At 36.7% G+C, this 24,788-nt stretch carries 23 protein-coding genes; 18 read left to right on the top strand and 5 right to left on the bottom strand.

Annotated elements, in window-relative coordinates; genetic code table 11:
• Positions 1-21: 21 nt before the first annotated feature.
• The gene (locus ABDJ41_RS21160) at positions 22-960 is read right to left on the bottom strand and encodes a hypothetical protein (RefSeq protein ID WP_349788130.1); all 939 of its coding nucleotides are present in this window, start codon (positions 958-960) and stop codon (positions 22-24) included.
• A 419-nt stretch (positions 961-1,379) separates the two neighbouring features.
• Here ABDJ41_RS21160 and ABDJ41_RS21165 point away from each other — a divergent pair, with 419 nt between their 5' ends.
• The 11 genes from ABDJ41_RS21165 to ABDJ41_RS21215 all read left to right on the top strand — a co-directional run bounded on the left by ABDJ41_RS21165 (position 1,380) and on the right by ABDJ41_RS21215 (position 11,437).
• Positions 1,380-2,576, top strand: coding sequence for an ATP-binding protein (locus ABDJ41_RS21165; RefSeq protein ID WP_349788131.1), 1,197 nt, complete (start codon positions 1,380-1,382; stop codon positions 2,574-2,576).
• 255 nt (positions 2,577-2,831) lie between these two features.
• Positions 2,832-3,683 (top strand): ATP phosphoribosyltransferase, encoded by an 852-nt coding sequence (gene hisG / locus ABDJ41_RS21170; RefSeq protein WP_349788132.1) that lies wholly within the window; start codon positions 2,832-2,834, stop codon positions 3,681-3,683.
• Between the two features lie 92 nt (positions 3,684-3,775).
• Complete coding sequence (gene hisD / locus ABDJ41_RS21175) at positions 3,776-5,065, top strand: histidinol dehydrogenase (RefSeq protein ID WP_349788133.1); 1,290 nt, start codon at positions 3,776-3,778, stop codon at positions 5,063-5,065.
• Positions 5,066-5,119: 54 nt separating this feature from the next.
• Complete coding sequence (gene hisC / locus ABDJ41_RS21180) at positions 5,120-6,178, top strand: histidinol-phosphate transaminase (protein WP_349788134.1); 1,059 nt, start codon at positions 5,120-5,122, stop codon at positions 6,176-6,178.
• A 23-nt stretch (positions 6,179-6,201) separates the two neighbouring features.
• Complete coding sequence (hisB, locus tag ABDJ41_RS21185) at positions 6,202-7,335, top strand: bifunctional histidinol-phosphatase/imidazoleglycerol-phosphate dehydratase HisB (RefSeq protein WP_349788135.1); 1,134 nt, start codon at positions 6,202-6,204, stop codon at positions 7,333-7,335.
• The gene (gene hisH / locus ABDJ41_RS21190) at positions 7,335-7,928 is read left to right on the top strand and encodes an imidazole glycerol phosphate synthase subunit HisH (protein WP_349788136.1); all 594 of its coding nucleotides are present in this window, start codon (positions 7,335-7,337) and stop codon (positions 7,926-7,928) included. The genes hisB and hisH overlap by 1 nt, the downstream gene beginning before the upstream one ends.
• A gap of 1 nt (position 7,929) precedes the next feature.
• On the top strand, positions 7,930-8,679 hold the full coding sequence (gene hisA, locus ABDJ41_RS21195; protein ID WP_349788137.1) for a 1-(5-phosphoribosyl)-5-[(5-phosphoribosylamino)methylideneamino]imidazole-4-carboxamide isomerase: 750 nt from the start codon (positions 7,930-7,932) through the stop codon (positions 8,677-8,679).
• A gap of 3 nt (positions 8,680-8,682) precedes the next feature.
• A complete protein-coding gene (gene hisF, locus ABDJ41_RS21200) occupies positions 8,683-9,438 on the top strand; it encodes an imidazole glycerol phosphate synthase subunit HisF (RefSeq protein WP_349788138.1) in 756 nt (251 codons plus the stop codon).
• Between the two features lie 2 nt (positions 9,439-9,440).
• Positions 9,441-9,953, top strand: a complete 513-nt coding sequence (locus ABDJ41_RS21205) for a GNAT family N-acetyltransferase (RefSeq protein ID WP_349788139.1) — start codon at positions 9,441-9,443, stop codon at positions 9,951-9,953.
• Positions 9,944-10,534: a bifunctional phosphoribosyl-AMP cyclohydrolase/phosphoribosyl-ATP diphosphatase HisIE gene (hisIE, locus tag ABDJ41_RS21210; RefSeq protein ID WP_349788140.1), complete on the top strand. Its 591-nt coding sequence runs from the start codon at positions 9,944-9,946 to the stop codon at positions 10,532-10,534. The genes ABDJ41_RS21205 and hisIE overlap by 10 nt, the downstream gene beginning before the upstream one ends.
• A 3-nt stretch (positions 10,535-10,537) precedes the next feature.
• Positions 10,538-11,437 carry a WD40 repeat domain-containing protein gene (locus tag ABDJ41_RS21215; RefSeq protein ID WP_349788141.1) on the top strand — a complete coding sequence of 300 codons (900 nt, stop codon included), beginning with the start codon at positions 10,538-10,540 and terminating at the stop codon, positions 11,435-11,437.
• A gap of 5 nt (positions 11,438-11,442) precedes the next feature.
• Here ABDJ41_RS21215 and ABDJ41_RS21220 read toward each other — a convergent pair whose 3' ends face one another.
• Entirely contained in the window at positions 11,443-17,352 is a 5,910-nt protein-coding gene (locus ABDJ41_RS21220) for a carboxypeptidase-like regulatory domain-containing protein (protein ID WP_349788142.1), read from the bottom strand.
• A 102-nt stretch (positions 17,353-17,454) separates the two neighbouring features.
• Complete coding sequence (locus ABDJ41_RS21225) at positions 17,455-18,237, bottom strand: C40 family peptidase (protein WP_349788143.1); 783 nt, start codon at positions 18,235-18,237, stop codon at positions 17,455-17,457.
• 106 nt (positions 18,238-18,343) lie between these two features.
• On the opposite strand from ABDJ41_RS21225, the gene ABDJ41_RS21230 reads away from it, so the two are divergent.
• A complete protein-coding gene (locus tag ABDJ41_RS21230; protein WP_349788144.1) occupies positions 18,344-18,799 on the top strand; it encodes a universal stress protein in 456 nt (151 codons plus the stop codon).
• Between the two features lie 51 nt (positions 18,800-18,850).
• Here ABDJ41_RS21230 and ABDJ41_RS21235 read toward each other — a convergent pair whose 3' ends face one another.
• Positions 18,851-19,201, bottom strand: coding sequence for a 4Fe-4S dicluster domain-containing protein (locus tag ABDJ41_RS21235; protein WP_349788145.1), 351 nt, complete (start codon positions 19,199-19,201; stop codon positions 18,851-18,853).
• Between the two features lie 77 nt (positions 19,202-19,278).
• On the opposite strand from ABDJ41_RS21235, the gene ABDJ41_RS21240 reads away from it, so the two are divergent.
• The 6 genes from ABDJ41_RS21240 to ABDJ41_RS21265 all read left to right on the top strand — a co-directional run bounded on the left by ABDJ41_RS21240 (position 19,279) and on the right by ABDJ41_RS21265 (position 24,163).
• Complete coding sequence (locus ABDJ41_RS21240) at positions 19,279-20,307, top strand: acyl-CoA reductase (protein ID WP_349788146.1); 1,029 nt, start codon at positions 19,279-19,281, stop codon at positions 20,305-20,307.
• Positions 20,308-20,368: 61 nt separating this feature from the next.
• Entirely contained in the window at positions 20,369-20,572 is a 204-nt protein-coding gene (locus tag ABDJ41_RS21245) for a fructose-6-phosphate aldolase (protein ID WP_349788147.1), read from the top strand.
• A gap of 3 nt (positions 20,573-20,575) precedes the next feature.
• Positions 20,576-21,259: a cell division ATP-binding protein FtsE gene (locus tag ABDJ41_RS21250; RefSeq protein WP_349788148.1), complete on the top strand. Its 684-nt coding sequence runs from the start codon at positions 20,576-20,578 to the stop codon at positions 21,257-21,259.
• Between the two features lie 169 nt (positions 21,260-21,428).
• The gene (locus ABDJ41_RS21255) at positions 21,429-22,001 is read left to right on the top strand and encodes a nucleotide exchange factor GrpE (RefSeq protein WP_349788149.1); all 573 of its coding nucleotides are present in this window, start codon (positions 21,429-21,431) and stop codon (positions 21,999-22,001) included.
• A gap of 6 nt (positions 22,002-22,007) precedes the next feature.
• On the top strand, positions 22,008-23,168 hold the full coding sequence (gene dnaJ / locus ABDJ41_RS21260) for a molecular chaperone DnaJ (RefSeq protein WP_349788150.1): 1,161 nt from the start codon (positions 22,008-22,010) through the stop codon (positions 23,166-23,168).
• A gap of 86 nt (positions 23,169-23,254) precedes the next feature.
• Positions 23,255-24,163 carry a Ppx/GppA phosphatase family protein gene (locus tag ABDJ41_RS21265; protein WP_349788151.1) on the top strand — a complete coding sequence of 303 codons (909 nt, stop codon included), beginning with the start codon at positions 23,255-23,257 and terminating at the stop codon, positions 24,161-24,163.
• On the opposite strand, the gene ABDJ41_RS21270 is transcribed toward ABDJ41_RS21265, so the two are convergent.
• Complete coding sequence (locus ABDJ41_RS21270; protein ID WP_349788152.1) at positions 24,160-24,729, bottom strand: Maf family protein; 570 nt, start codon at positions 24,727-24,729, stop codon at positions 24,160-24,162. The genes ABDJ41_RS21265 and ABDJ41_RS21270 overlap by 4 nt on opposite strands.
• Positions 24,730-24,788 lie beyond the last annotated feature (59 nt).

Raw genomic sequence — 24,788 nt, forward strand, 5'->3', positions numbered from 1 at the left:
AAGTGCCAAGAAGCAAAAGTATTATTTTACACCCTGTTTCTTCATCTCCTTTTTAGTAAGCTCTTTTTTTAGAACTTCTACAGGCAACAAAACACTATATTCCTTTCTTGATTCCAGGATAATGTTTGGATTTTCGACAGTAGTAAAGCGTGGCGTTATAAAACCGTATAAGCTTTTAGAGTTCTGAAGTGTTTGGGAAGGATCTATCTCTGTTGACTTCAGATACGTCAACATAAGTGAAATACCGAATCCAAGTTTAGTGTTACTACTACTATTTAGCCCTAATGCTGTACCTGGAAAAACAGTTTGCCCCTTTTCTATAACAAAACTACCTTTCTTAAATCCTCTATAAGTAGCAAGCGTGCCATCAGCATGCTCTATAATTAAATCATTGCTTTTGCTACTATAGGCTACATCACCAGTCTTATCCGTATCATGCAGATCTCTAATTTCTACAACAATCCCTTTCCTCACTGCTGTAACAGTATCCTGAGTCTTGCTATAAAAACGGTAAGCCTTCCAGTCAGCCGGGGTAGCATTACCAAAGTATTTAGCTCCAACAAATCCAGATTCCGCAACCATCACTTTTGTTCCTGCTTTATAAGGTAAAGTATAAATAAAATCAGCATTGTACTTTGGCTCAAGCTTCCCTCTAATATATCTGGATATATAAGAATAACCGATACCTTGTCCCTCATTTTTTGGTTTCAGGGATAATATATTTCCAGAGTACCCTTTAATGGTCAATTCCTGTTCACTAGACGCATCAGTATTTGTCAATTCCCGGAATTTAATGAGGACGGTAAATGTGCCAGGTTCTTCCTTCTCAAAGGAAATATCTACACTTTTATCGTTGTTTACCTTAGATGTAATCTTAACCGGACTTTCCTGTGCATTTACGCTCAATACTCCAAGAGACATAGAAAAGATTAGAGCAGCTAATATTATTTTATTGATCATTTTAAAAGCATTAATGTATTGTGCAACATTACTAATAAAAATAATTAAAAGCTATATTTCATTTGAGATTGCTAATTCAAACCAACTCGATCTTATTAAACTCAAGATAGCCCATGAAACAGCTTAGATAGTTATTTGTAAAATCAATTAACAATTACAAGGTGACTACAGTATTTAAACTATATGAATGACCCTGTTACCACCCTGTTTAGACCCTGTTTGCACCCTGTTTAGATATAGTAAAGATTAAACGCTGTCTTGAACTAATTTGAACCCGATTTATACCACAATTAACAGTCAGATTAATCCCAGCATCAGCATACAACTTTCAATTTTGCCATGCTACTTTAGTAAAAAATACCAATTTTGCTATTAATTTACAGCACTTATTGTTATTTTTGCTGTAAATTAATAGCAAAATGGAACATCTCCAAATTAAATCAAATGTAATAATTGGTCAGCAATCACTGAGTATTGTTCGTCCACTGTCAAAATCCATTGATTGGAATGACAGATTAATTGCAATTCTTGGTGCAAGGGGAACAGGAAAAACCACGCTACTATTACAAAGGTTAAAGTCAGAATATGGCACTAGTAACGAAGCTATATATATCACAATGGATGATATTTATTTTGCCAACCACCTTCTTTCTGACCTGGCGGAAAAGTTTAGGCAACAGGGAGGAAAAATACTTTTTATAGATGAGGTACATAAATACCCAAACTGGGCCAAAGAAATAAAAAACATCTATGACTTCTATAAAGACCTTAAAATTGTTTTCACAGGCTCTTCCATCATAGATATTAATCGTCAAGATGCAGATTTAAGCAGGCGCGCAATACAGTATGAAATGTGCGGATTATCTTATCGTGAATTCCTTCAATTTACAGAGATTGGCAAATTCGACGTATTCAAGCTCGAAGATCTATTAAAACACCATGTAGAAATTGCAAATGAATTGGTTTTAAAATTCAGACCAATTCAATACTTCAATGATTATCTGAAGCATGGCTATTATCCATTCTTTATAGAAAACATTGCTACCTATTCAATACGAGTAGAACGGGTTGTACGTCTGATTATTGAAGATGATCTTCAATTTATTGCTGGTTTTAATCCACATCATTCCAGAAAAATTTACCAACTTATGTCTATTCTGGCTACAAATGTCCCTTTTAAACCCAATATTACAAGCCTAAGTCAAAAGACCGGAATACATAGAAATATGATTGTTGAATACTTGTATTACCTTAATAATGCACGTTTAATCAATACATTGTCGGCTGATGGACGAAGCATCAGCATTTTACAAAAACCAGATAAGATCTTTCTGGAAAATACAAATCTTCATTATGCTCTTGCTCCAGATAATGTTGACATTGGTTCGTTAAGAGAATCCTTCTTTATGAATCAGCTCAGCAATGCAAAACACCATTTAAGTTTACCTAAAACCGGTGATTTTTTTGTTGATGACAGAATTACTTTTGAAATAGGTGGAAAAAATAAAACGAATAAACAAATCAAAAATGTAAGTGATGCTTTCATTGCAATGGATCAACTTGAGACAGGTATTAATCATAAAATCCCACTATGGTTGTTTGGGTTTCTTTACTAAAACCAAGATCCGGACAGCAATTATCTACTAGATTTGTATATTTTATTTGGAATTGCCGTTTCAATCCCTATATTTGCAGCTCCTCATAATGCTAGCCATTGTTGATAAGGAACTTAAGATATTATATGAAACACCTTTTGAACCATCATTTACATTTGCACCATCGCCAATTGGCGATGTATATGTAATGTTTTGTACTTCAAAACTTGTTTCCGAAATATTTTCTTGTTCAATCAATAATTCTAAAAGCACTAAGTGAAAACACTAAAAATTGCTATCCAAAAATCGGGTAGGTTAAACGAAAAATCAGTAGAGATTCTTAAAAATTGTGGTCTATCATTCGAGAACTACAAAAGTTCATTAATATCAACAGTTACAAATTTCCCTTTGGAAATTCTATTTCTGAGAGATGATGATATTCCTGAGTATGTGCAAGACGGAATTGCCGACTTAGGTATTGTTGGTGAAAACGTAATTGTTGAAGCTGGCGCTAAAGTTACTTACCTGCAAAAACTAGGTTTTGGTAAGTGTACTTTGAAAATTGCCATTCCTAACGAAAGTAACATCACTGAAGTTGCTCAATTAAGCGGTAAAGCAATTGCTACTTCTTATCCTGTAATTCTTGAAAAGTACCTGAAAGAAAACAATGTAAATGCTGAGGTGAGAATGATTTCGGGATCAGTTGAAATTGGGCCGGGACTTGGACTAAGTGATGCGATTTGCGACATCGTTTCTACAGGTGGTACATTAAAAAACAATGGACTAAAACCTTTCTCGGAAGTCATGAAATCTGAAGCGATACTGATTGGAAAAGAAGGTTCGGATTTACTTCCAGAAGTTCAGGAATTGCTACAACGTATCCGTTCGGTAATGCGTGCAAAAGAAACCAAATACGTAGTGCTTAACGTTGCAAAAACCAACCTTAAAAAAATAGTAGATTTATTACCAGGAGTAAAAAGTCCGACCGTAGTTCCCTTGTTTGATGAAGACTGGGTTGCTGTACATTCGGTAATTGCAGAATATGATTTCTGGGAAAAAATCAATAGCCTAAAAGCTGCCGGTGCCGAAGGTATTGTAGTGATGCCTATTGAAAAAATCATTGCTTAAGAAAAAGGTATTTTTCTTTAAAATGCAGACCATTTTATAGGAAAATCGGCAAAACAACCATTAACTATTAGTTAAACTAAAAATATAAAACATTGAAACTCTACAGATATAACGATTTAACTAAACAAGAAATTGAATCAATCTGTTTGCGACAGCTGGAAGACGACATAACCATTGGAGAAAGGGTACAAAGCATTGTAAACCGAGTAAAATCGGAAGGTGATGAGGCCTTATTTGACTATGCACTTACGTTCGACAAGATTCAACTTGAACAGCTTTTCATAGAAAAAGCCGAGATCAGAAGTATTGCCGAAACAATACCTGCTGAGGCAAAATCTGCAATTGATACCGCTTACCGGAACATCAAAGCTTTCCATGCAAGTCAACAATACAGGGAAGATAAAATAGAGACCATGCCCGGTGTTACCTGCTGGCGAGAAACACGCGCAATAGAGCGTGTAGGGCTTTACATTCCGGGAGGAACGGCAGTTCTACCTAGTACATTTTTAATGCTTGGTATACCTGCTGTATTAGCCGGATGCAAAGAGATTGTGGTATGTTCTCCACCTCAAAAAGACGGAAAAACCAATTGCTATTTAGCCTATGTTGCCGTGTTACTCGGCATTGAAAAAATATACCTGGTTGGCGGTGCACAAGCAGTTGCTGCAATGGCTTACGGAACAGAAAGCGTACCTAAGGTTTATAAGATCTTTGGACCTGGAAACCGTTATGTAACGCAGGCTAAACAACTGGTACAATCGGCTGCAGGTACTGCAATCGACATGCCTGCCGGTCCATCAGAGGTTTTGGTACTCGCAGACGAGACTGCCAATTCGTCATATATTGCATCCGACCTTCTCGCTCAAGCTGAACATGGCACTGATAGTCAGACCATTTTAGTAGCCACTTCCAGTAAAATCATAGATGATACTTTAATCGAAATCGAAGCTCAATTGAACAGATTATCTAGAAAAGATATTGCAGAAAAGGCCATTTCAAACTCCTATGCAGTGCTTGTAGATAGCCTGGAACAAGGGATGGAATTCAGCAACACTTATGCTCCGGAGCATTTAATCCTATCATCAGATCGATTTGAACAATTGATTCCATTGATCAGTAATGCAGGTTCTGTTTTCCTTGGAAACCTTACACCTGAAAGTGCGGGTGATTATGCTTCAGGAACAAATCATACACTTCCTACCAGTGGTTTTGCAAAAGCATATTCAGGTGTATCAATGGATTCTTTCGTTAAAAAAATCACCTTTCAGCACATCACGCCAAGGGGATTAAGAAACATAGGAAATACGGTTGAGGTACTGGCAGAAGCTGAGGGTTTGGACGCTCATAAAAATGCAGTAAGCATTCGTTTAAAAATGATTTAGTAAAATCGTTATACCGACTCTTTCCGGTATGACGATAGCCATAAAAATATTGCAATGGACATTAACAAATTACAAAGAGAAAATATCAAAAACCTTCGCCCCTACTCTACTGCAAGGGACGAATATAAAGGGCAAGCCAGCATATTTCTGGACGCCAATGAAAACAGCTATGGCTCTCCACTTAATCCGGGCACTACAGCTGACAAGAATTACAACAGATACCCTGATCCACTTCAACTGGATTTAAAGGATGCTATTGGAAAAATTAAGGGCGTGCCTATCGAAAATACTTTCCTGGGAAATGGTAGCGATGAAGCAATTGATTTACTGTTTCGCGCTTTCTGCGAACCAGGGCAAGACAACGTGATTATCCTCCCTCCAACTTATGGGATGTATGAAGTTTCAGCAAGCATTAACAATGTTGAAGTTCGCAAAATAAACCTGCTTCCAAACTTTCAGTTAGACCTGGATGGCATTGCTGAAGCGATCGATAAAAACACCAAATTAATCTTTATATGTTCGCCAAATAATCCTACAGGAAACTCTATTATCCGTACGGATATTGAAACTGTATTAGCCAATTTCAATGGCCTTGTGGTTATTGACGAAGCGTATATCAATTATGCAAAACAACGCACTTTTATCCAGGAACTGACGGAATATCCAAATCTAGTGATTCTTCAAACTTTCTCAAAAGCATGGGGACTAGCTGCGCTTCGTTTAGGAATGGCCTTTGCAGCAAGACCGGTTATTGATGTTTTGAATAAAGTAAAACCTCCATACAACATCAATCAGGCCACACAAGATATCGCTTTGGCAGCCTTGCAGAATATAGAGCTGGTAAATGACTGGATAAAGAGCACTGTTGCAGAAAGAGAAAGCCTGAGTAATGATCTTGCTGCCCTCCCAATGGTTAAAAAGGTATATCCATCGGATGCTAACTTTATACTAATTGAGGTAGAAGATGCGTTAAACACATACAACTCATTGGTAGACGAAGGTATCATCATCAGAGACCGCTCTAAAGTCACACTATGCGAAGGATGCCTGCGTATAACGATTGGAACTCCAGAAGAAAACAAAACACTCTTAGAAACGCTAAAAACACTTTAAAAACCAACAACCTTAACCATAAAATGAAAAAAGTATTATTTATAGATAGAGATGGAACCCTGATTACTGAGCCGGAGGACGAACAGATTGATTCGTTTGCAAAGCTTGAGTTTTATCCGAAATCGTTATTTTATCTTGCCAAAATAGCTAAGGAGCTGGATTTTGATCTGGTAATGGTGACCAATCAGGATGGTTTAGGAACGGATTCACATCCCGAGGAAAACTTCTGGCCAGTGCATAATTTCATTTTAAAAACATTTGCAAGTGAGGGTGTAGAATTTAGTGAAGTTATCATTGACAAAACTTTTGCACATGAAAATGCCCCTACCCGCAAACCAAATACTGGTCTGCTGCAACATTTTTTGGCTGAGGGATATGACCTGAAAAACTCTTTTGTAATCGGAGACCGCATTAACGATGTGATTCTTGCGAAAAATTTAGGTGCTAAAGCCATCTGGTTACGTAATAATGATCTTTTAGGTGCTAATGAAGTACTGGAAAAAGCGGATACACTTGGCGATGTAATCGCCTTGCAAACACAGGACTGGGTAGATATTTATACTTTTTTACGCGCAGGAAGTCGCTTAGTATCTCATGAACGTAATACCAATGAAACCAAGATCAGCATCACTATTGATCTTGATGGTACAGGTAAAGCTGATATTCATACCGGACTGAACTTCTTTGATCACATGTTGGATCAGATTGCCCGTCATGGTAGCATCGATCTTAAAATAAAAACTGTTGGCGACCTGCATATCGACGAACACCATACTATTGAAGATACTGGAATTGCACTTGGTGAAGCATTTGCCAAAGCAATAGGAAACAAATTAGGCTTAGAGCGTTATGGCTTCTGTCTACCTATGGACGATTGTCTGGCACAAGCAGCGATTGACTTTGGTGGTCGCGCTTGGATCGTTTGGGATGCTGATTTTAAACGTGAAAAGGTAGGTGATATGCCAACAGAAATGTTCTATCACTTTTTTAAATCCTTTAGTGATGCTGCAAAATGCAACCTGAATATTAAAGCTGAAGGAGACAACGAGCATCACAAAATTGAAGCTATTTTTAAGGCTTTTGCTAAAGCTATTAAAGTGGCGATTAAACGTGATCCAGATAAATTGGTCTTACCAAGTACTAAGGGAGTATTGTAATGATTGGAATTGTAAACTACGGAGCAGGCAACATCTTTTCGTTGACATCAGCACTGGAAAGGTTGAATATCGCTTACGGCATGGTCAACACTGAGCCTGATCTGGATAAATATACCCACATCATCATTCCTGGTGTAGGACATGCTGGTACGGCCATGAATAAATTAGAGCAAACGGGATTGGTTGCCCCTATTAAAGCATTGAAGAAACCAGTGTTAGGTATCTGTGTAGGAATGCAACTGCTTACCGAACACTCAGAAGAGGGAAATGCTGCCTTAATGGGCATTGTACCTATTAAAACAAGATTATTCGATAAGAACCAGGGGATTAAAATTCCGCATATGGGCTGGAATAATATTGAGCACAAAAACAATTCGTTATTTCAAGGAATTGAAAGTGGCACACAATTTTACTTTGTGCATTCGTACTTTATTGAATATAACGCTACTTTTGACATCGCGACTGCAAACTATGGCATGCCATTTTCTGCAGCTGTACAAATAAATAATTTCTACGGCGTTCAGTTCCACCCAGAGAAATCTGGCACTGCCGGAGAACTTTTATTAAAAAATTTTTCAAACTTAAAACAGTAAAATGTACATTATTCCTGCAATTGATATTTTAGATGGAAAGGTTGTTCGCCTAACAGAAGGTGACTATAACAAGAAAACAGTTTATGATGTTTCCATCGCTGAAATGATAGAGACCTACCGGTCTAATGGCACAGAGTTTATACATATCATTGACTTAAACGGTGCTAAAGGCGACTTCAGCAATCAAAAAGAGCTATTTGAAGTCATCAAAAAAACTGATATGCGTGTTCAGTATGGTGGTGGTATCCGTACCATAAAACAGGTAACTGACTTGCTGGATGCAGGAATTCACCGTGTTATTGTGGGCACCCAGGCCATTACCAACCCTGACTTTTTACAGGAATTGAGCACTGAGGTTGGCAAGAAATACGATTATGCTAATCGTATCGTGATTGCTATCGATGTATTAGATGAGGTAATCAAGTATTCTGGATGGATGGAAAGTTCTCCAATAAAACTGATGGACTATGTTGATAAATGTTTACAGCTGGGCTTTTTCCGTTTCTTATGTACCGACATCAATAAGGATGGTAAATTAGGAGGAGCAGCAATGGATTTATACAAGAAACTGCTTGAGCATTCTCCTTTCATCAAACTGATCGCTTCTGGCGGAGTTAGTTCAATGGCTGATATAGAAGAGCTGGCAACACTTGATATTCGTTCTGTAGTAGTTGGTAAAGCTATTTATGAAAACAGAATAACGATTGAAGAGATTAAAGACTGGAATTTAAAGCAAATGACTTCTCTTTAAGACATGTTGAGTAAACGTATTATTCCATGCCTGGACGTAAAAGATGGTCGTACGGTTAAAGGTGTAAACTTTGTTGACCTGAAAGATGCTGGTGATCCTGTTGAACTTGCCTGGCAATATGCACAGCAAGGCGCTGATGAACTGGTTTTCCTGGACATCACTGCTACACATGAACGTCGCGGAACAACCATTGAAATGGTTAAATCAGTTGCGCGACAGCTCAATATTCCTTTTACGATTGGTGGAGGTATTACCTCTGTTGCTGATGCTGAAGCTTTACTGAATTCGGGAGCTGATAAAATCAGTATTAATTCCGCAGCTGTAAGAAACCCTCAGTTGATTGAAGATCTGGCCAAGGCTTTTGGGGTTCAGTTTGTAGTGGTTGCAGTTGACACCAAACTGGTTGACGGTCGGAATATGGTACATCTAAACGGCGGAAGATTAATTACAGAACTCCAAACAGAAGACTGGATTCTTAAGGCTGAAAATCTGGGTGCTGGAGAAATACTGCTCACCTCCATGGATCATGATGGGACAAAGAATGGATTCGACTGCCTGTTACTGAATAAAGTTGCCCGTTCTATCAATATTCCGGTTATCGCCTCTGGTGGTGCTGGTAAAATAGAACATTTTTCAGAAGTCTTTTTGCAAACAGGTGTTGATGCAGCCCTGGCAGCTTCAGTTTTTCACTTTGGTGAAATTCCAATTCCTGTTTTAAAAGAAGAATTAAAAAAACAAAATATTCCCGTAAGACTTTAAATATGGAAATAGCACTATCCTCAGAAAGACTGCTTTTAAAGCAGATGAACATTACTGATGCTCAGGACATGTTCATTTTAAACAGTGATCCTGAAGTGATTCAGTATACTGGCGATGTGATGTTCACTAGTATTGATGATGCTTTAAATCTGCTTAAAAACTACGATCAGTATACTAAATATAAAATGGGCAGGCTAAGTCTGTTTGATAAGGTTACTGGTGAATATATTGGTTGGTGCGGATTGAAATATCTGGAAGATTGTGGTCAGGTTGATATTGGTTATCGCCTCCTGAAGAAACATTGGGGTAAAGGTTATGCTACTGAAGCTGCATTGGTATGCTTAGACTACGGATTCAATACATTAAATCTTGAAGAGATAATCGGCACAGCGATGCTAGAGAATCCTGCTTCAATAAATGTATTCAAGAAGCTGGGAATGAAATATGACACTGATGAACCTTGTGGTGATAAACCCGGGGTCATTTATAAGATCAAAAAATCAGAATGGAAATAGATTTCGAAAAAACACAGGGTTTGGTTCCTGTTATTATACAGGATGAACAAACCCTGGAGGTTTTAATGCTGGGTTATATGAACCAGGAGGCCTGGGAGAAAACACAGGCTGAAGGTAAGGTTACTTTCTTTTCACGCAGCAAAAACCGTTTGTGGACAAAAGGCGAAGAAAGTGGCAACTTCCTTTTTGTAAAGGAAACACATATTGACTGCGATAAGGATACAATTTTAATAAAGGCTTCGCCTGTTGGTCCAACTTGTCATACAGGCTCTCGCAGCTGCTTTAAAACAGATTACAATCAAAACTTCATTTTTGAATTGGAGCAGATTATCAAAAGCAGATACGAAAATCCTTCTGAAGAATCGTATGTAAATAAATTGCGGGAAAAAGGGTTAAATAAAATTGCGCAAAAAGTTGGTGAAGAGGGTGTAGAAACGGTTATTGCAGCATTAAATGAGACTGATGTTGACTTTGTAAATGAAAGTTCTGACCTGATATTCCACTTGCTGGTATTGCTAAGGGAAAAAGGAAAAACACTTGCTGATATAGGATTGAACCTGGAAAGCAGGCACAAGAAATAAATTATGATCACACACCTACATACCCTTAGCGGCCATCAGAATCCGATTTATGCTTTAGCTAATTCCAATAAGACTAATGCTTTTTTTAGTGCTGGTAATGATAAGGGTGTGGTAGAATGGTCTTTAGATACCATGTCTTTTGTCAAGGTGATATTACCTGTGCAAAGCTCTGTATACGCTTTACACACTCACAACGACTTACTTTTTGTTGCCCAAAGAAGTGGAATGATACTCGTTTATGACCTATCAGAACAGAAAATAAAAGCAACCTTAAGCTATCACCAAAAAGGTGTTTTCGACATAAAAACCATTGCTTATAAAAACGAAATCATTAGTACAGGAGAAGATGGAAACATTGCTGTCTGGTCTTTAACTGACTTTACGTTACTATATCATTTTCCCGTTATACAGAACACAGTACGTACCATTGCACTTAGCAAAGATGATAAAGAAGTGGCTTTAGGTTGTAAAGACGGCATCATCAGAATTTATAACTCGGAGGATTACGAACTGATCAGAGAATTGCAAGGGCATAAATTTGCTGTTACAGCAGTACAATACTCGCCAGATGGCACTTACCTTATTTCTGGAAGCAGAGATGCACAATTGAAAGTATGGAACTTGCCAGATTATCGTTTAAAAGAGAATATACCAGCACACATGTTTAGTGTTTATTCCGTGGTATTTCATCCTACACTCCCCTATTTTGCTACTTGTAGTCAGGATAAAAGCATAAAATTGTGGGACAGTGAAAACTTTAAGCTTTACAAGATATTGAGCCTGGAGAAAAATACTCCAGGCCATTTTCATTCCATTAACAAGATGATTTGGAGCAGTGATGGCAAATACCTCATCTCTACCGGTGATGACAGACAAGTAATGATATGGGAGTTTACACCATAACATACTTATTTAATCGGCACTCTTTTCATTTCTTCTCTGCCATAAAATACTGGGAAGTACATCATTTCGGCTTTAGCCGGATTAAGAATGTAATTACCAGAGTATCTTGGCATCAATTGTACATTAAAAGAATAATTCCCTTTCTTTAGCTTGCTGCAAAATATTGTTGTTTTGTGTTTAAAGTATTCTCTGTGTGTCTCTATACCCCAAAAATTTTGCATTTTGTTTTCATATGAACAACCCGCAGGAATTGGGATTTCGATCATCACATAATCCGCATCTGCACGTACATTAACAACCACTTTTAAATTGGCGACAGTACCTGCTTTTAGCTTTTTAACAGCTGATCCATTCTGTTCAAATGATGTCACCACACTGAAATCCTTATCTACTTTTACAGGCTTAGGATTGTTGAATTGCTGATAGGCTGTGAAGTATACCGGAGCATCTCCTTTCTTATTTATAGTTAATGTAGTTGCATCAACTATCTTATCAAATGGAAATGTGGTTACCGTTTCTGTTTTGTTCAACACCAATGATGCCGGCTGAAACTTTTTACCTGGTGATGCCATCAGATCAGGTAATATGGTTTGTAGTATTAAAGATGATTCGTAAATATTACGCCATTTACCATCTTTACGTTGCTCTAAAAAGTAACGTTGAATAGCATCCAGTTCAGCAGTATGTCCGCCATTTGCCTTGAGAATCTGATAAGCCAGTAAAGTATTCTGAATGCTATTGTCCCAGAATCTCCAGCCTGCTTCTCCCCAATAGATATTACCAAACATGGTTTCATTTTTTAAGTTAAGCAACCATTTTATATCTATTGGCATTCCGGCTTTTTGTTTCAATTGCATCAATAGCAATTTTTCATATAATGGCTGATCAGCAATTGCTGCCACTCTTGAATCCGCTTTTCTCTCTAGTCTGTTTCTTTCTTCAAGCGCTGTCCTTTTCTTTTCAACAGCATTAATCCAATCGTTTATATAATACTTCTCGTCCAGAATACGCAACAAACGGATTCCATAAACCTGATCAAACCCTTTCTCATGTGCCATCTTACTTAAAAGATAGCGGTATAGCTTATCTTTATCCAGCTCTACCTTATAGCCTTGCTTCTGAGCATCTATTAAGGCCTCAACCACATGCAAGCTAATCCAAAGTTCCTCAGAACTATTTTGCCACCATCCCCAGGTGCCTTCCGGACGCCTACTGTTTTGTAGTTTTTTAAGGATCTCCTTAATGTTCTTTTCTTCTTTAAATGTTTCCCCAAGATATTTTCTAACTGATTTCTCTAACAATAGTGCTTTTAACTTAGAAGCCAATTGCTCATTACATAAATACTCGTAATTGCGAATTTTCTCAATCTCATCTAACAAAATTGGGAATAAAGAAGATTCAGCTCTAAGCTTTACCTTACCCAAACCAGCATCGAATTGATAGTTGATTGTAGTATCACGTGTCAAAGCATTAAAGAAACCTTTCGTTTCCATTACTCCAGCCTGTAACAATGGAATTTTACGAATTTCACCGTCGAAATATCCATTGTCCTGTTTCATGGTATATTCAAACTTAAGGCTATCTGTAATATTCAAATGATCAGGATGCATTTTAAATCCCGCCCCCTTAGCGACAATTGCCACTGTATCAATTTTAGCATTTTTAAAACTCAGCTTACTGTTTAATAACTCTGCATCATTATAAACAAACTTTCTGGTTACCGTCTCCTCCTGATTGTTATAATTCATCAACTTGCCAATTACATTAATGCTATCGCCAGCTAAAGCAAAAGTAGGAGACACAAAATTTGCACTTAGCGTTTTAAACGACTTGATATTTGTTTGTGTACTTCCGGTTTGTTTACGGCCATTCATGGCAATTAGCTGGGTATTCCAGTTGGTGATATCATCCGGGAATTTCACAGTAAAAGAAGCTTTTCCAGATGCATCCGTTAGCAATTTAGGTTGCCAGATGGAATAGTCAGAGAAGTTAGTCCGCATGGCACCCTGCTGCTGAACCAACTCACCACTTGGCAATGTTATAGCACTTCCTCCTTTAGTCTTAATTATAATTACTCCATTCGCAGCTCTGGCACCATAAATAGCAGATGCATCGGCACCTTTTAGAACCTCAACTGAAGCAATCATTTGAGGATCTAATTTATCTACATTACCACTATAAGGCAAACCATCAACAATGTACAGAGGTTTGTTATTAGTCGCAGAATTTGCGCCTCGAATTCTAATATCTCTTAGTACCACGTTATCCTGGATACTTACTCCTGCAAGCCTCCCCTGTAATGCATCTTCAGCAATTGCCTGTACAGAACCTGTCAAATCTGCCTTTCTTTGCGTACCATAGCCAACAACAGCAACTTCATTCAAAAATGAACTAGCAGCATTAAGTTTAATTGTCTTCACATTCCCGTTAGTTATGGGAAGCTCTACCGATTCATAACCAATAAAAGAAACCGTAATTTTACCCCGTTTTGGAACTTTAATACTAAAATATCCGTCAGCATTAGCTACTGCTGCATGGCTTATTCCTTTTAACTTTATAATGGCTCCTGTTACAGGCTCCTTACTAGCCGCATCTACAATACGACCAGTCATTGTACCTGTTAAAATTGCAGAATCAAAATGCTTATCATTCATGTTTTCGAGGATAGTTCTTTCTGCATCTACCTTACTACCGCTAGATCCAGTACGGACAGATTTAATCTTCTCATCAATATTCCTGCTTAGCTTATCGGCAGGTTTGATCGTCACCCCTTTCCATTCAAAATAGTTTGTACCGCCTCCTTTAACACTCATCCTTTCAATAACAAAGTACCGGTTATCTTTAAACAAATACATCACCCTGTAATCACTGGGTTCTAATGGATTAAAATAACCTGTATTACCTGGATAGATCTGAATAAAATCAGCTTCATCATGCTTATAGATAATAACATTCTTCAGATATGACAGGCGATTAGAAATTGAAGTATCAAGCTTCATAACCAATCTTCCATTATTCTTATTATACCTTCTATTCTGACTAAATAAAACGGTTGTACTACTTCTTAAATCCAGATATTCATTCCAGATACTATCTGCTTCTCCTTTTTTTAATGGATATTGCTTGTAATCATCTGCACCTGCCCCATTCAATGTGGTGTTAAAACCATAAGGTGTAGCGTATGATTTCTGTTTAAGTAAACCTGGTAAAAAGGTATAAGTATATCCCGGCTCTTTAATAAAATTGAGGTTAACATTACCTGAATTAAATTCTAACAGATTCTCTGAAAAAGGACCTATTAACAAACTATTGCTTATATTATTTGAGTTGATATATCTTTGATTTTGTCTTAGCCCAGCGGTAGGTAAAGCCGGACCTGAAAGATTTAATAAATGGGTATTATTCCCCGCTTTAATAGTTGTTTTATTTCCATTAAAATTATCTTCAATCCGGATCAGATGTTTTGTTAAATAGGCTGCATCTTCAGTGCTGAGTTCATTATTCGAAGCTGTAACTTTTGCTTTAGTATTCAGTACATCAGCAGCAACACTTAATATTGTTTTTTTTCCTTTTACAAGGTTATATGATGGAAGATCTATAGTATATCCAGCCGTACGCATACTAATATGATGCTCCCCCGCAGGAAGCCTGAAAGCATATCGCTGAAGTTGGTTCGTCTGGCTAAAGTATACCGGAACCCAATCTACATAAAGCACATGAATTGGAATAATTGCACCATCCTTAACTACAAAAGGAGCAATTATAGCATTATCAGTCTCATCGGAATCTTCCTGTATAGCATACAACTCTTTGGCCTGAGTAAATTTGTAATACTCAATAGTATCTAGCTTTAATTCTTTGCCCCATTTTTCCCAAACAAGCTTCATCTGGCCTGATAATCTCAACTCCTCAGCTTCAAATTGAGGTTTTTGTTTACGGCCATAAAATGGTTTACCAAAATATGGAACATTAACCTGATACCCATTTCTAAATTTTGTGGTATAAGCTAATGCTGTAACATCTGTCCCGGCTACAGGTTTGTCATTAACATCGGTAACCTTCACCTGCATATTTACCGTCTGTCCCGGATAAACCAAATCTGGAGCTAATAATTTTACATTTAATGAATTATTAGTAGTGTATGCGCTCCTCTCAACATTTTGTTCCCTTTCACCCCATAGATAGTTCAGTTTTATATGCGCGGGCTTGGTGCTACTATGCTTAACAACAGTGTCCAGACTACTTGCGTGACCTCTAAAAAGGATATCATTACCTGAGAAAACAGTATACCAGAAAGGAATTTTATGCACATTGTTTACAGCAATAATTATTGAATCTTTACTTTGTCTGGCAGCAATATTTAAGTCCGGCCGGAGATCGTCAAAATTAATGTCTTTTGTATAGCCATCAGCAGTTTTCACCTCATAACTATCCAATTTATAGTTCATTTTAATTTTTGTTGGCAACTCAACTTTTATAGAATCCTTTTCGTTACTAAAAGAGTAAACAGACTTCAAGACGGCTTTTTGCTTAATTGATTTCCCTTTTACCTGATAATCAATAAACAGACTATCCTTTACAAATTCAGTCTTGATTTCCTGATCTTTCATCGAAAACCTTAGGTTCTTGTATGCACGCTTATGCTCGTTATTACTATTTAAAAAGCTAAAAGACATAGATAAACTAAGGTCAGCCTTTGGAAATATACTATCTGGCAATACCATTTTTGTTTCACCAACAGGATCAAGCACTATGCTGGTTTTCCATAAGGTATCTTTTACAAATACATGAGGATTATAATACTTTATAGGTGAATTAGCAGTCATAACTACTTCTACGCGGCCATCTGGTACAGTCAGCTCATTTTCATCAGTAGCTTTCATAAACACGGTAACAGGATTGCCAGGATTATGTTCTTCTTTATCTGTTCTAACGTTAAAACTTATTGATTTTAGTTCGTAGTCCTCATACCTGAATTGTCCTTTATAAACATCAGCCCAGCCCTTTTTTGCAGGTTCTTTCAATGCAATACCATAATTACGGTCTAAAGTTAGCTTTAGACTATCTGCCAATACAAAACTATATTCATAGCCACCCTCATGATATGGATTTAAAGTTGTTAATAAAGTTCCAGGAGCGTTTCCATTTCTTAACAATTCTACCCTAAGTGGCTTATTCTTTAATCTTTTCCCATTGGCCTGAACCAGATATGCCTTAAACTTTACTGTATCTAAAGGTTTGTACATAGGCTTATTAAAAACCATGTAGCCAGAATATTTCGGTTTTACAACTTTTGCTCTTTGTTGCGGTTTCGGACTAAATATCCGTTTAAAAAATGAAGCTTTTTTGGCTGGTCTATAGGGTCTGTAAACATCTTGTTCTTCATAATTGAAATAGTTATTTATTCCATTGTGATTCACTGCAATCACAGCCAACTTATTTACCGACTGCGCTATGTATAATTTAGCTTGCTGATTATACTTTACAGTTTTACCTTTCCCAATTTTCACAGAAGCATCAGAGATCTCATTTCCTCTCAGATCTGTTACTGTAAATTGAAAATCATTTCTATTGTTTATAAACTGAAGATTTACGTTGTTCTCTGCCAGCAGCCTGTAAACCAGTTCATTTTTAACTGCTTTGACTTCCAGATAATTACCAAAAGGAAGCTTTTTGGGGTAGATATTACTTTTTACATTATAAAATGAATCAACCAACGTATGCAAATAATCATCATTAACAATCTGCTTACTTGCAGGTTCTTTGATTGATGCAATAGAAAAGGCTTCTTTATCCGTTAACTTATAAATATAAGTGTAAGAACCAGATGTGAGGCTATTTGTCAATTTCTTCTGCGCAAAAGAGGCAGTTACGGTTGCTAAAATTAGGAGTACTGAGCGTAAGAAATGCTTCATATAAATGTATTTGTAATATGGATGCAAATAATTGTCGATTCCATAAAACTAATACATTTTAATTAAGATGATATTTATTTAGCTTTATTTAACAATACTACATTAACCAAATCGCTTAATGATCCTAAGTTTATGTGTATAGCGACCTAGTTCTGCATTATAAATCCCTTGATTATCGATAGGGTCTATCCTTACACGTCCTGATGCATGGATAATTTCACTAGCATTCAACATGATACCGACATGAATAATGCGTCCTTCATCGTTATCAAAAAAGGCCAGATCACCTGCTTTCGCTTCTGGTAAAAAATCTACTGTAGTACCCTGTTCTCCCTGCTGACGCGCATCACGAAGTATATTAATACCATTTAACTTAAATACCACCTGGCTCAAACCAGAACAGTCGATTCCAAACAGTGTTTTCCCTCCCCATAAGTAAGGAGCATTTTTAAAAAACATAGCTGTATCTACTACTTTATCAATTTCAGGAGCTGACGAAGGTTGTTTTGGTATAAAGCCAACTTCAAAGCGTTCATCTCCTAAGTAACAATATCCATTTGAATATAAGGGTAAGTTACTTCCCGCAGGGACATAATATTTACTTCCATCAGCAGCAATGATTTCATTTACAACTTGTGCCGGTGCTAAAAAGGTCTTTCCATTACATTTTGAGTATTGCTCGGCAGTAAGATTACTTAATTGCTTAAAATCAAGCCAGCCTTCGTAGTTATCGTAAGCATTTCTGATCTTCCACCATTTATCAGTTTTTTCAATTATTTCTACATGATCGCCAAATAATAACTGAGACATAATCTCTGCTTTATCTGACTGATCTGCTCTTATTGGAGAGACAGCAACTCTGCAAATACCGTATTGTGGTTCCATAATGATAAAATCAATGTTATAAAATTAAACTTTTATGAGGTTAATTCGTTATTTTTATATAGAACATTTATAGATCAAGCGAATAATTATAATTTAAACTAACGACATGAACCTTAAAAAGATTTTAATTGCTGTTGATAATAGCACCTGCTCAGAAAAAGCGGCTAAAACAGGATATGAAGTTGCCAGAACTTTTGGTGCAGAAGTTGCACTTGTAAATATTATTGAACCTATACCGGCAAATATCAATCCTGATTTGACCTTGGCACCTGTTTTTTTAGAGTCGTATGATAATAGTGAAGAGAACAGCCATATACTTTTAAAAGAAATAGAAACTAAATACAGTCTTGGGATTCCTACCACTTATTTAAGTGTAATTGACAGTGCTGCGCATGGAATCATTAAACAATCTGATGAGTGGGGTTCTGACTTAATTGTAATTGGCACTTATGGACGCACTGGAATTTATCATTTCCTAATGGGAAGCGTAGCTGAACATGTTGCAAGAAAATCTGCCTGTCCGGTATTGATTATACCTAACAAATATGAGGAAAAATCATAAAAAAAGCCAGTCCTTTATCAAGACTGGCTTTCACTAGTTAATATTCTGAGCTTAATTTTCCTGATGTAACCAGGCCTTTTTAGCTAGTAATTCCTCTTCAGTTTCACGAACATCTTCATCATCTACACAACAATCTACAGGACATACCGCTGCGCATTGAGGTTCATCATGAAAACCTTTACACTCTGTACATTTATCGGAAACGATATAGTAAACTTCGTCAGATCCTGCTTCCTGAGCAGCTTCTGCATCAATTTCCTTACCTCCAAAATCAATAATACCATTTAAATTGGTACCATCTGAAAATCTCCAGGCTGTGCCTGCATCGTAAATTGCATTATTTGGGCATTCAGGCTCACATGCTCCGCAATTAATGCATTCGTCTGTTATTTTAATAGCCATGTCTTCGTCTATATCTATTGCTAAGATTACCTTTGCAACAGCAAATATAATACATAAACTTTAAATTCATTGGAAATATGCCAATCCTTAATAGCGAAAAACTAATTATTGCATTAAAAAAACTTAGTGACTTCATGATTGAACCCAGCGAGGCGTTCAAAAATCTAGTCTTATCTGCTTCAAATAGTAATGCATGGTTCACCGCAGAAGAAGTAAACAGGGCGTTAAATTCCCTTCATAATATGTTAAATCAACATGATCTTGAAATTTGGTTTAAAGATATTAATGTAACAAAAACACCAAAAAAAGTGGGATTGATTTTAGCAGGAAACATCCCTATGGTAGGTTTTCATGATGTAATTGCTGTTCTAGCCACTGGAAATATTGCTCTAATTAAACTTTCATCAACAGATGATAAACTGGTACCTGCTCTATTACAGGCACTAGTTAAATTTGAACCTTTACTCGCTGATCGTATAATATACGTAGAGCGTCTGAAAGATTTTGATGCAGTAATTGCCACAGGTAGTAATAATACTGCAAGATATTTTGATTTTTATTTTGGTAAAGGTCCAAACATCATACGTAAAAACAGAAATAGTGTTGCTGTAATTACCGGAAATGAAACAAAGGAAGAATTAGAACAGTTAGGACATGATGTGTTTGATTATTTTGGTTTAGGATGTAGAAACGTTTCTAAATTATATATACCTGAAGATTATGACATCAAAAACTTTTTTGAACCTATTGAAAAGTTTAATGACATCATCAACCATTTCAAATACAATAATAACTATGACTACAACAAATCCATTTATTTAGTAAATCTTAAACATCATTACGACAATGGGTTTTTATTATTAACAGAAGGCGATAGCCTTTCTTCTCCTTTATCGGTATTGTACTACGAAACATATACGAACATAAACCAAGTTGAAGAGATCCTTAAGAGTAAAGCAGATGATATTCAGTGCGTGGTAAGTAAAGCTCCGCTAAAATTAAAAACTCCGGTATTAGGTTTTGGACAGAGCCAAAATCCAAAACTATGGGATTATGCTGATAATGTAAATACTATAGATTTTTTAAGTAGGCTCAGCGGATCTTAACTGTTACCAGATAAATAGCCCTCATGTCTTGTTTCTCATTTTGAAATACTATTTTTGAACAATGTATGTTATAAAAGTGAAAGGCATTGCCAAGATTCCAGATTATGTACAATTAAGGGATGACAAATTTACCTTATTGGCTTATTTCAGAGTAGACAGACCAGATAAGTCATTAGACAAATTGGGTTTGAGGGATAAAGTGCCATACATTATGAATTTTGTAAACGATTTGCCATTTGGACAAATTGCTAAATTAGATATCTAGATCATGACAGGAAGCGCAGTTATAAATTTAAAAAACGTAGATGTATTTCAGCAAAAGCATCTTGTTTTGTCGAACGTAAACTTAAATATAGACAAAGGGGAATTCGTTTTTTTAATCGGGCAAACAGGCTCCGGAAAAAGCAGTTTACTTAAAATTATTTATGGTGACCTTCATATTGGTAACGGAGATGGACAGGTAGCTGGTTTTGATTTAAAAAAACTGAGCATTAAAGAAGTGCCTTTCTTACGCAGGAAACTTGGTATTGTATTTCAGGATTTCCAGTTGCTAACTGATAGAACAATTGAAAAGAACCTCGAATTTGTACTTAAGGCTACTGGCTGGACAGATAAAGACTTGATTAATGAACGTATTAAGGATGTGCTGGAAAAAGTCGGATTACGTTCAAAAATAAAAAAGATGCCTCATGAACTATCTGGTGGAGAGCAGCAACGTGTTGTAATTGCACGTGCACTATTAAACAATCCTGAAATTATCCTTGCTGATGAACCGACAGGAAACTTAGATCCAGATACTTCTGAAGAAATTGTAATGTTATTAAAGCAAATCAGTCAGAGTGGAACTGCCGTTTTAATGGCAACCCACGATTACCATATCATCAGAACATTCCCTTCAAGAATCATTAAATGTGAAACTGGGATTGTTCATGAAGACGCTCAGATTATTTAATATAATTTTCTGACAAAATTTTCTTATTCGGCCATTCTGTTAGTTGTTTCTAAATTAAAACTGACAGCATGACGGATATTACCTATTGGCAAAGCTTTTGAGTTCATAACCAAAATTCTACTATACTATGTTTAGCAAGAAGAAAAAAAACAATAATCAAGATACAACTATGCAAAATCAAGACCCTGCAGCAGAAATCAATGCTGAAGATCAATTGATACAAGATACAGAAGAAACGAATACTGAAGCTTCAGGACAAAATGAGGAAGCTACTGAAACTGTACCGGAACTCTCCGCAGAAGAAAAATTACAACAAGAGAATGCTGCTTTAAATGACAAATATTTAAGATTATTTGCAGAATTCGACAACTATAAACGTCGCACTCATAAAGAACGTTTAGAATTGCTGCAAACAGCAGGTAAAGACGTTATCATTTCCCTGTTACCTGTATTGGATGATTTCGACAGAGCTAATAAAGCTATGGAGAGCGCTACTGATATCGCTTCTATCAGTGAAGGTGTAAATCTTATACATACTAAGTTAAAAAATACCCTGGCCCAAAAAGGTCTTAAAGAGATAGAAAGTAGCAATACCGTTTTTGATACTGACAGCCATGAGGCTATTACTAAAATACCTGCACCTACAGAGGATCTGAAAGGAAAAGTAGTAGATACATTGGAAAAAGGATATACTTTAAATGACAAAGTGATACGCTTTGCCAAGGTAGTAGTAGGTAGTTAATATTTTATGAGCAAAAGAGATTATTATGACGTGCTTGGTGTATCCAGAAGCACATCGGCTGACGAAATTAAGAAGGCTTATCGCAAATTAGCCATTAAGTATCACCCGGACAAAAACCCTGATGATAAAGCGGCTGAAGAGAAGTTTAAAGAAGCAGCTGAAGCTTATGAGATTCTAAGTAACCCTGAAAAGAAACAACGTTATGATCATTATGGTCATGCTGGTGTAGGTGGTGCTTCAGGCGGTGGCTATGGTGGTGGCGGCATGAACATGGAAGATATCTTTAGCCAATTTGGTGATATCTTCGGTGGCGGTGGCGGCAGCCCTTTTGAAAGTTTCTTTGGTGGTCAGCAATCACGTGGTGGCAGAAGAGTATCGAAAGGTAGCAATCTGCGTATCAAAGTAAAACTTACGCTCGAAGAAATTGCCAATGGTACTGAGAAAAAAATAAAAGTAAATAAACAGATCGTCTGCAAAACTTGTGATGGTAGCGGTGCTAAAGACCGTTCATCAGTAAGTACTTGTAAAACCTGTGGTGGTAGTGGAGCGGTACGCAGAGTAACCAATACTATATTGGGACAAATGCAAACGACTTCAACCTGCCCTACTTGTAATGGAAGTGGATCTCAAATCACTGCAAAGTGTGGTTCATGCCATGGTGAAGGTGTTGTTAGAGGGGAAGAAACTATTACAATCAATATACCTGCCGGTGTAAGTGATGGTATGCAATTGAGCATGAGTGGAAAAGGTAATGCAGCTCCTAACGGAGGTATTCCTGGAGATCTGATCATCCTGATAGAAGAAATTCCACATGAAACCCTAAAACGTGAAGGGAACAATGTGGTTTATGATTTACATGTTTCTATTATAGATGCAGCACTGGGTTATAGCGCAGAAGTACCTACCATTGATGGTAAAGCAAAAATTAAGATTGAACCAGGTACCCAAAGTGGTAAATTACTACGCCTGAAAGGTAAAGGTATTCCTGAGATTAATTCTTATCACCGTGGAGATGAGATCATCCATGTAAATATATGGACGCCAAAAGCCTTAAGTGCTGAAGAAAGGGGAATCCTTGAAAGACTTAGAGAATCTCCAAATTTCAAACCGCAACCAGGTAAGAATGATAAGAGCTTCTTCGAAAAAATGAAAGAATATTTTGAATAATTAATTAAATACTCCAAAGGCCCGCTTAATGCGGGCTTTTTTTTAGAAAAAACTATTTAATAGCTTTATAGCCATAAATACATAACATGAAAGCAGCCGTTATAGATCTTGGCACCAATACTTTTCACTTAATCATTGCAGACCTATCATCCAAGGATATAAACATCCTATTTAAAACAAATGAACCTGTAAGATTAGGAGAAGGAAGAATTAATGATAGTATAATTATTCCAGAAGCTTTTGAAAGGGGTATAAATACCCTTAAAAATTTCAGAAAAGAAATTGACAAACATAATAACATTGATGTTGTTAAGGCTGTGGCCACATCAGCTATACGCAGTGCTGCTAATGGTACAGACTTTATAAATTCTGCCAAACAAGATGCAGGAATCATGATTAGTATCGCAACAGGCGACGAAGAAGCAGATTATATCTTTAATGGCGTTAAAGCAACAGGTAGTATAAAAGGTATGACCTTGATTATGGATATTGGTGGAGGAAGTACCGAATTCATTATTTGTGATGAAGATACTTTATTCTGGAAAAAGAGTTACAACATAGGTGCTGCACGACTTATGCAAGCTTATTTTAAATCTGATCCAATAAGTAATGATGATCAGACCTCCATCAACAAACACCTGGATGCAGAACTGACTGATCTGATTGCTGCCTGCGCACTATATCAACCAGAACATTTGATAGGCTCTGCTGGTGCTTTTGAAACCTTTACAGCTATGATTTATCCTGAAAAAGACATCAAGAATCTTAAGTCAGCTCCTATCGATTTACCAAAGTACCAGAACCTGGCACAAAATCTAATTTTCTCGACACATGCTGAAAGAGATCTAATGCCAAACCTAATAAAACTAAGAGTAGATATGATTGTAATTGCTGTGTTAATCACCAATTATGTAATAAATAACTGCAAAATCAAACAACTAAGTTTGTCTACCTATGATTTAAAAATGGGGATCTTATATCAGCTAAGGGTTTAAAAATTCATCAAAGCTTTATACAGTTTTTCAGTTGGTAAGCCCATCACATTGGTATAAGAACCAACCATTCTTTCAACTGCGACTAATCCAATCCAATCCTGAACGCCATAAGAACCAGCTTTGTCATAAGGATTGTTATTGTGAATATAATAATTTATTTGGGCTGGTGTAAGTTCATTAAAGAACACCTCGGTCACATCATAAAAGGACTGGATTTTATCATCATATGCAATGCTGACACCTGTATATACCTGATGGTTGGTACCAGATAATTTGCCTAACATTTCGGCAGCATGATGTGCATCTTCTGGTTTACCAAGTATCTCTTTTTGATATGCCACAATTGTATCTGCAGTAATCACAATACTATCCTTACGTTCAGCAATGAAAGCAGCGGCTTTCTTTTCAGCAATATAAACCGCAATTTCAGCTGGTAACAGATTTTCCGGATAACTTTCATCAACTTCCTTTAATACGACTTTAAAATCTAAGTTCATTAATTTCAACAGTTCTTGCCTGCGAGGTGATTTTGAGGCGAGTATTATTGGAAGCTTTTGTATATACATTCTTATTTTTTTGTGGGCAAAAATAACAAAAGCGACTGTAAAGCCGCCTTTATTATTTT

Source organism: Pedobacter sp. ASV1-7, assembly GCF_040203335.1.
GTDB lineage: Bacteria > Bacteroidota > Bacteroidia > Sphingobacteriales > Sphingobacteriaceae > Pedobacter.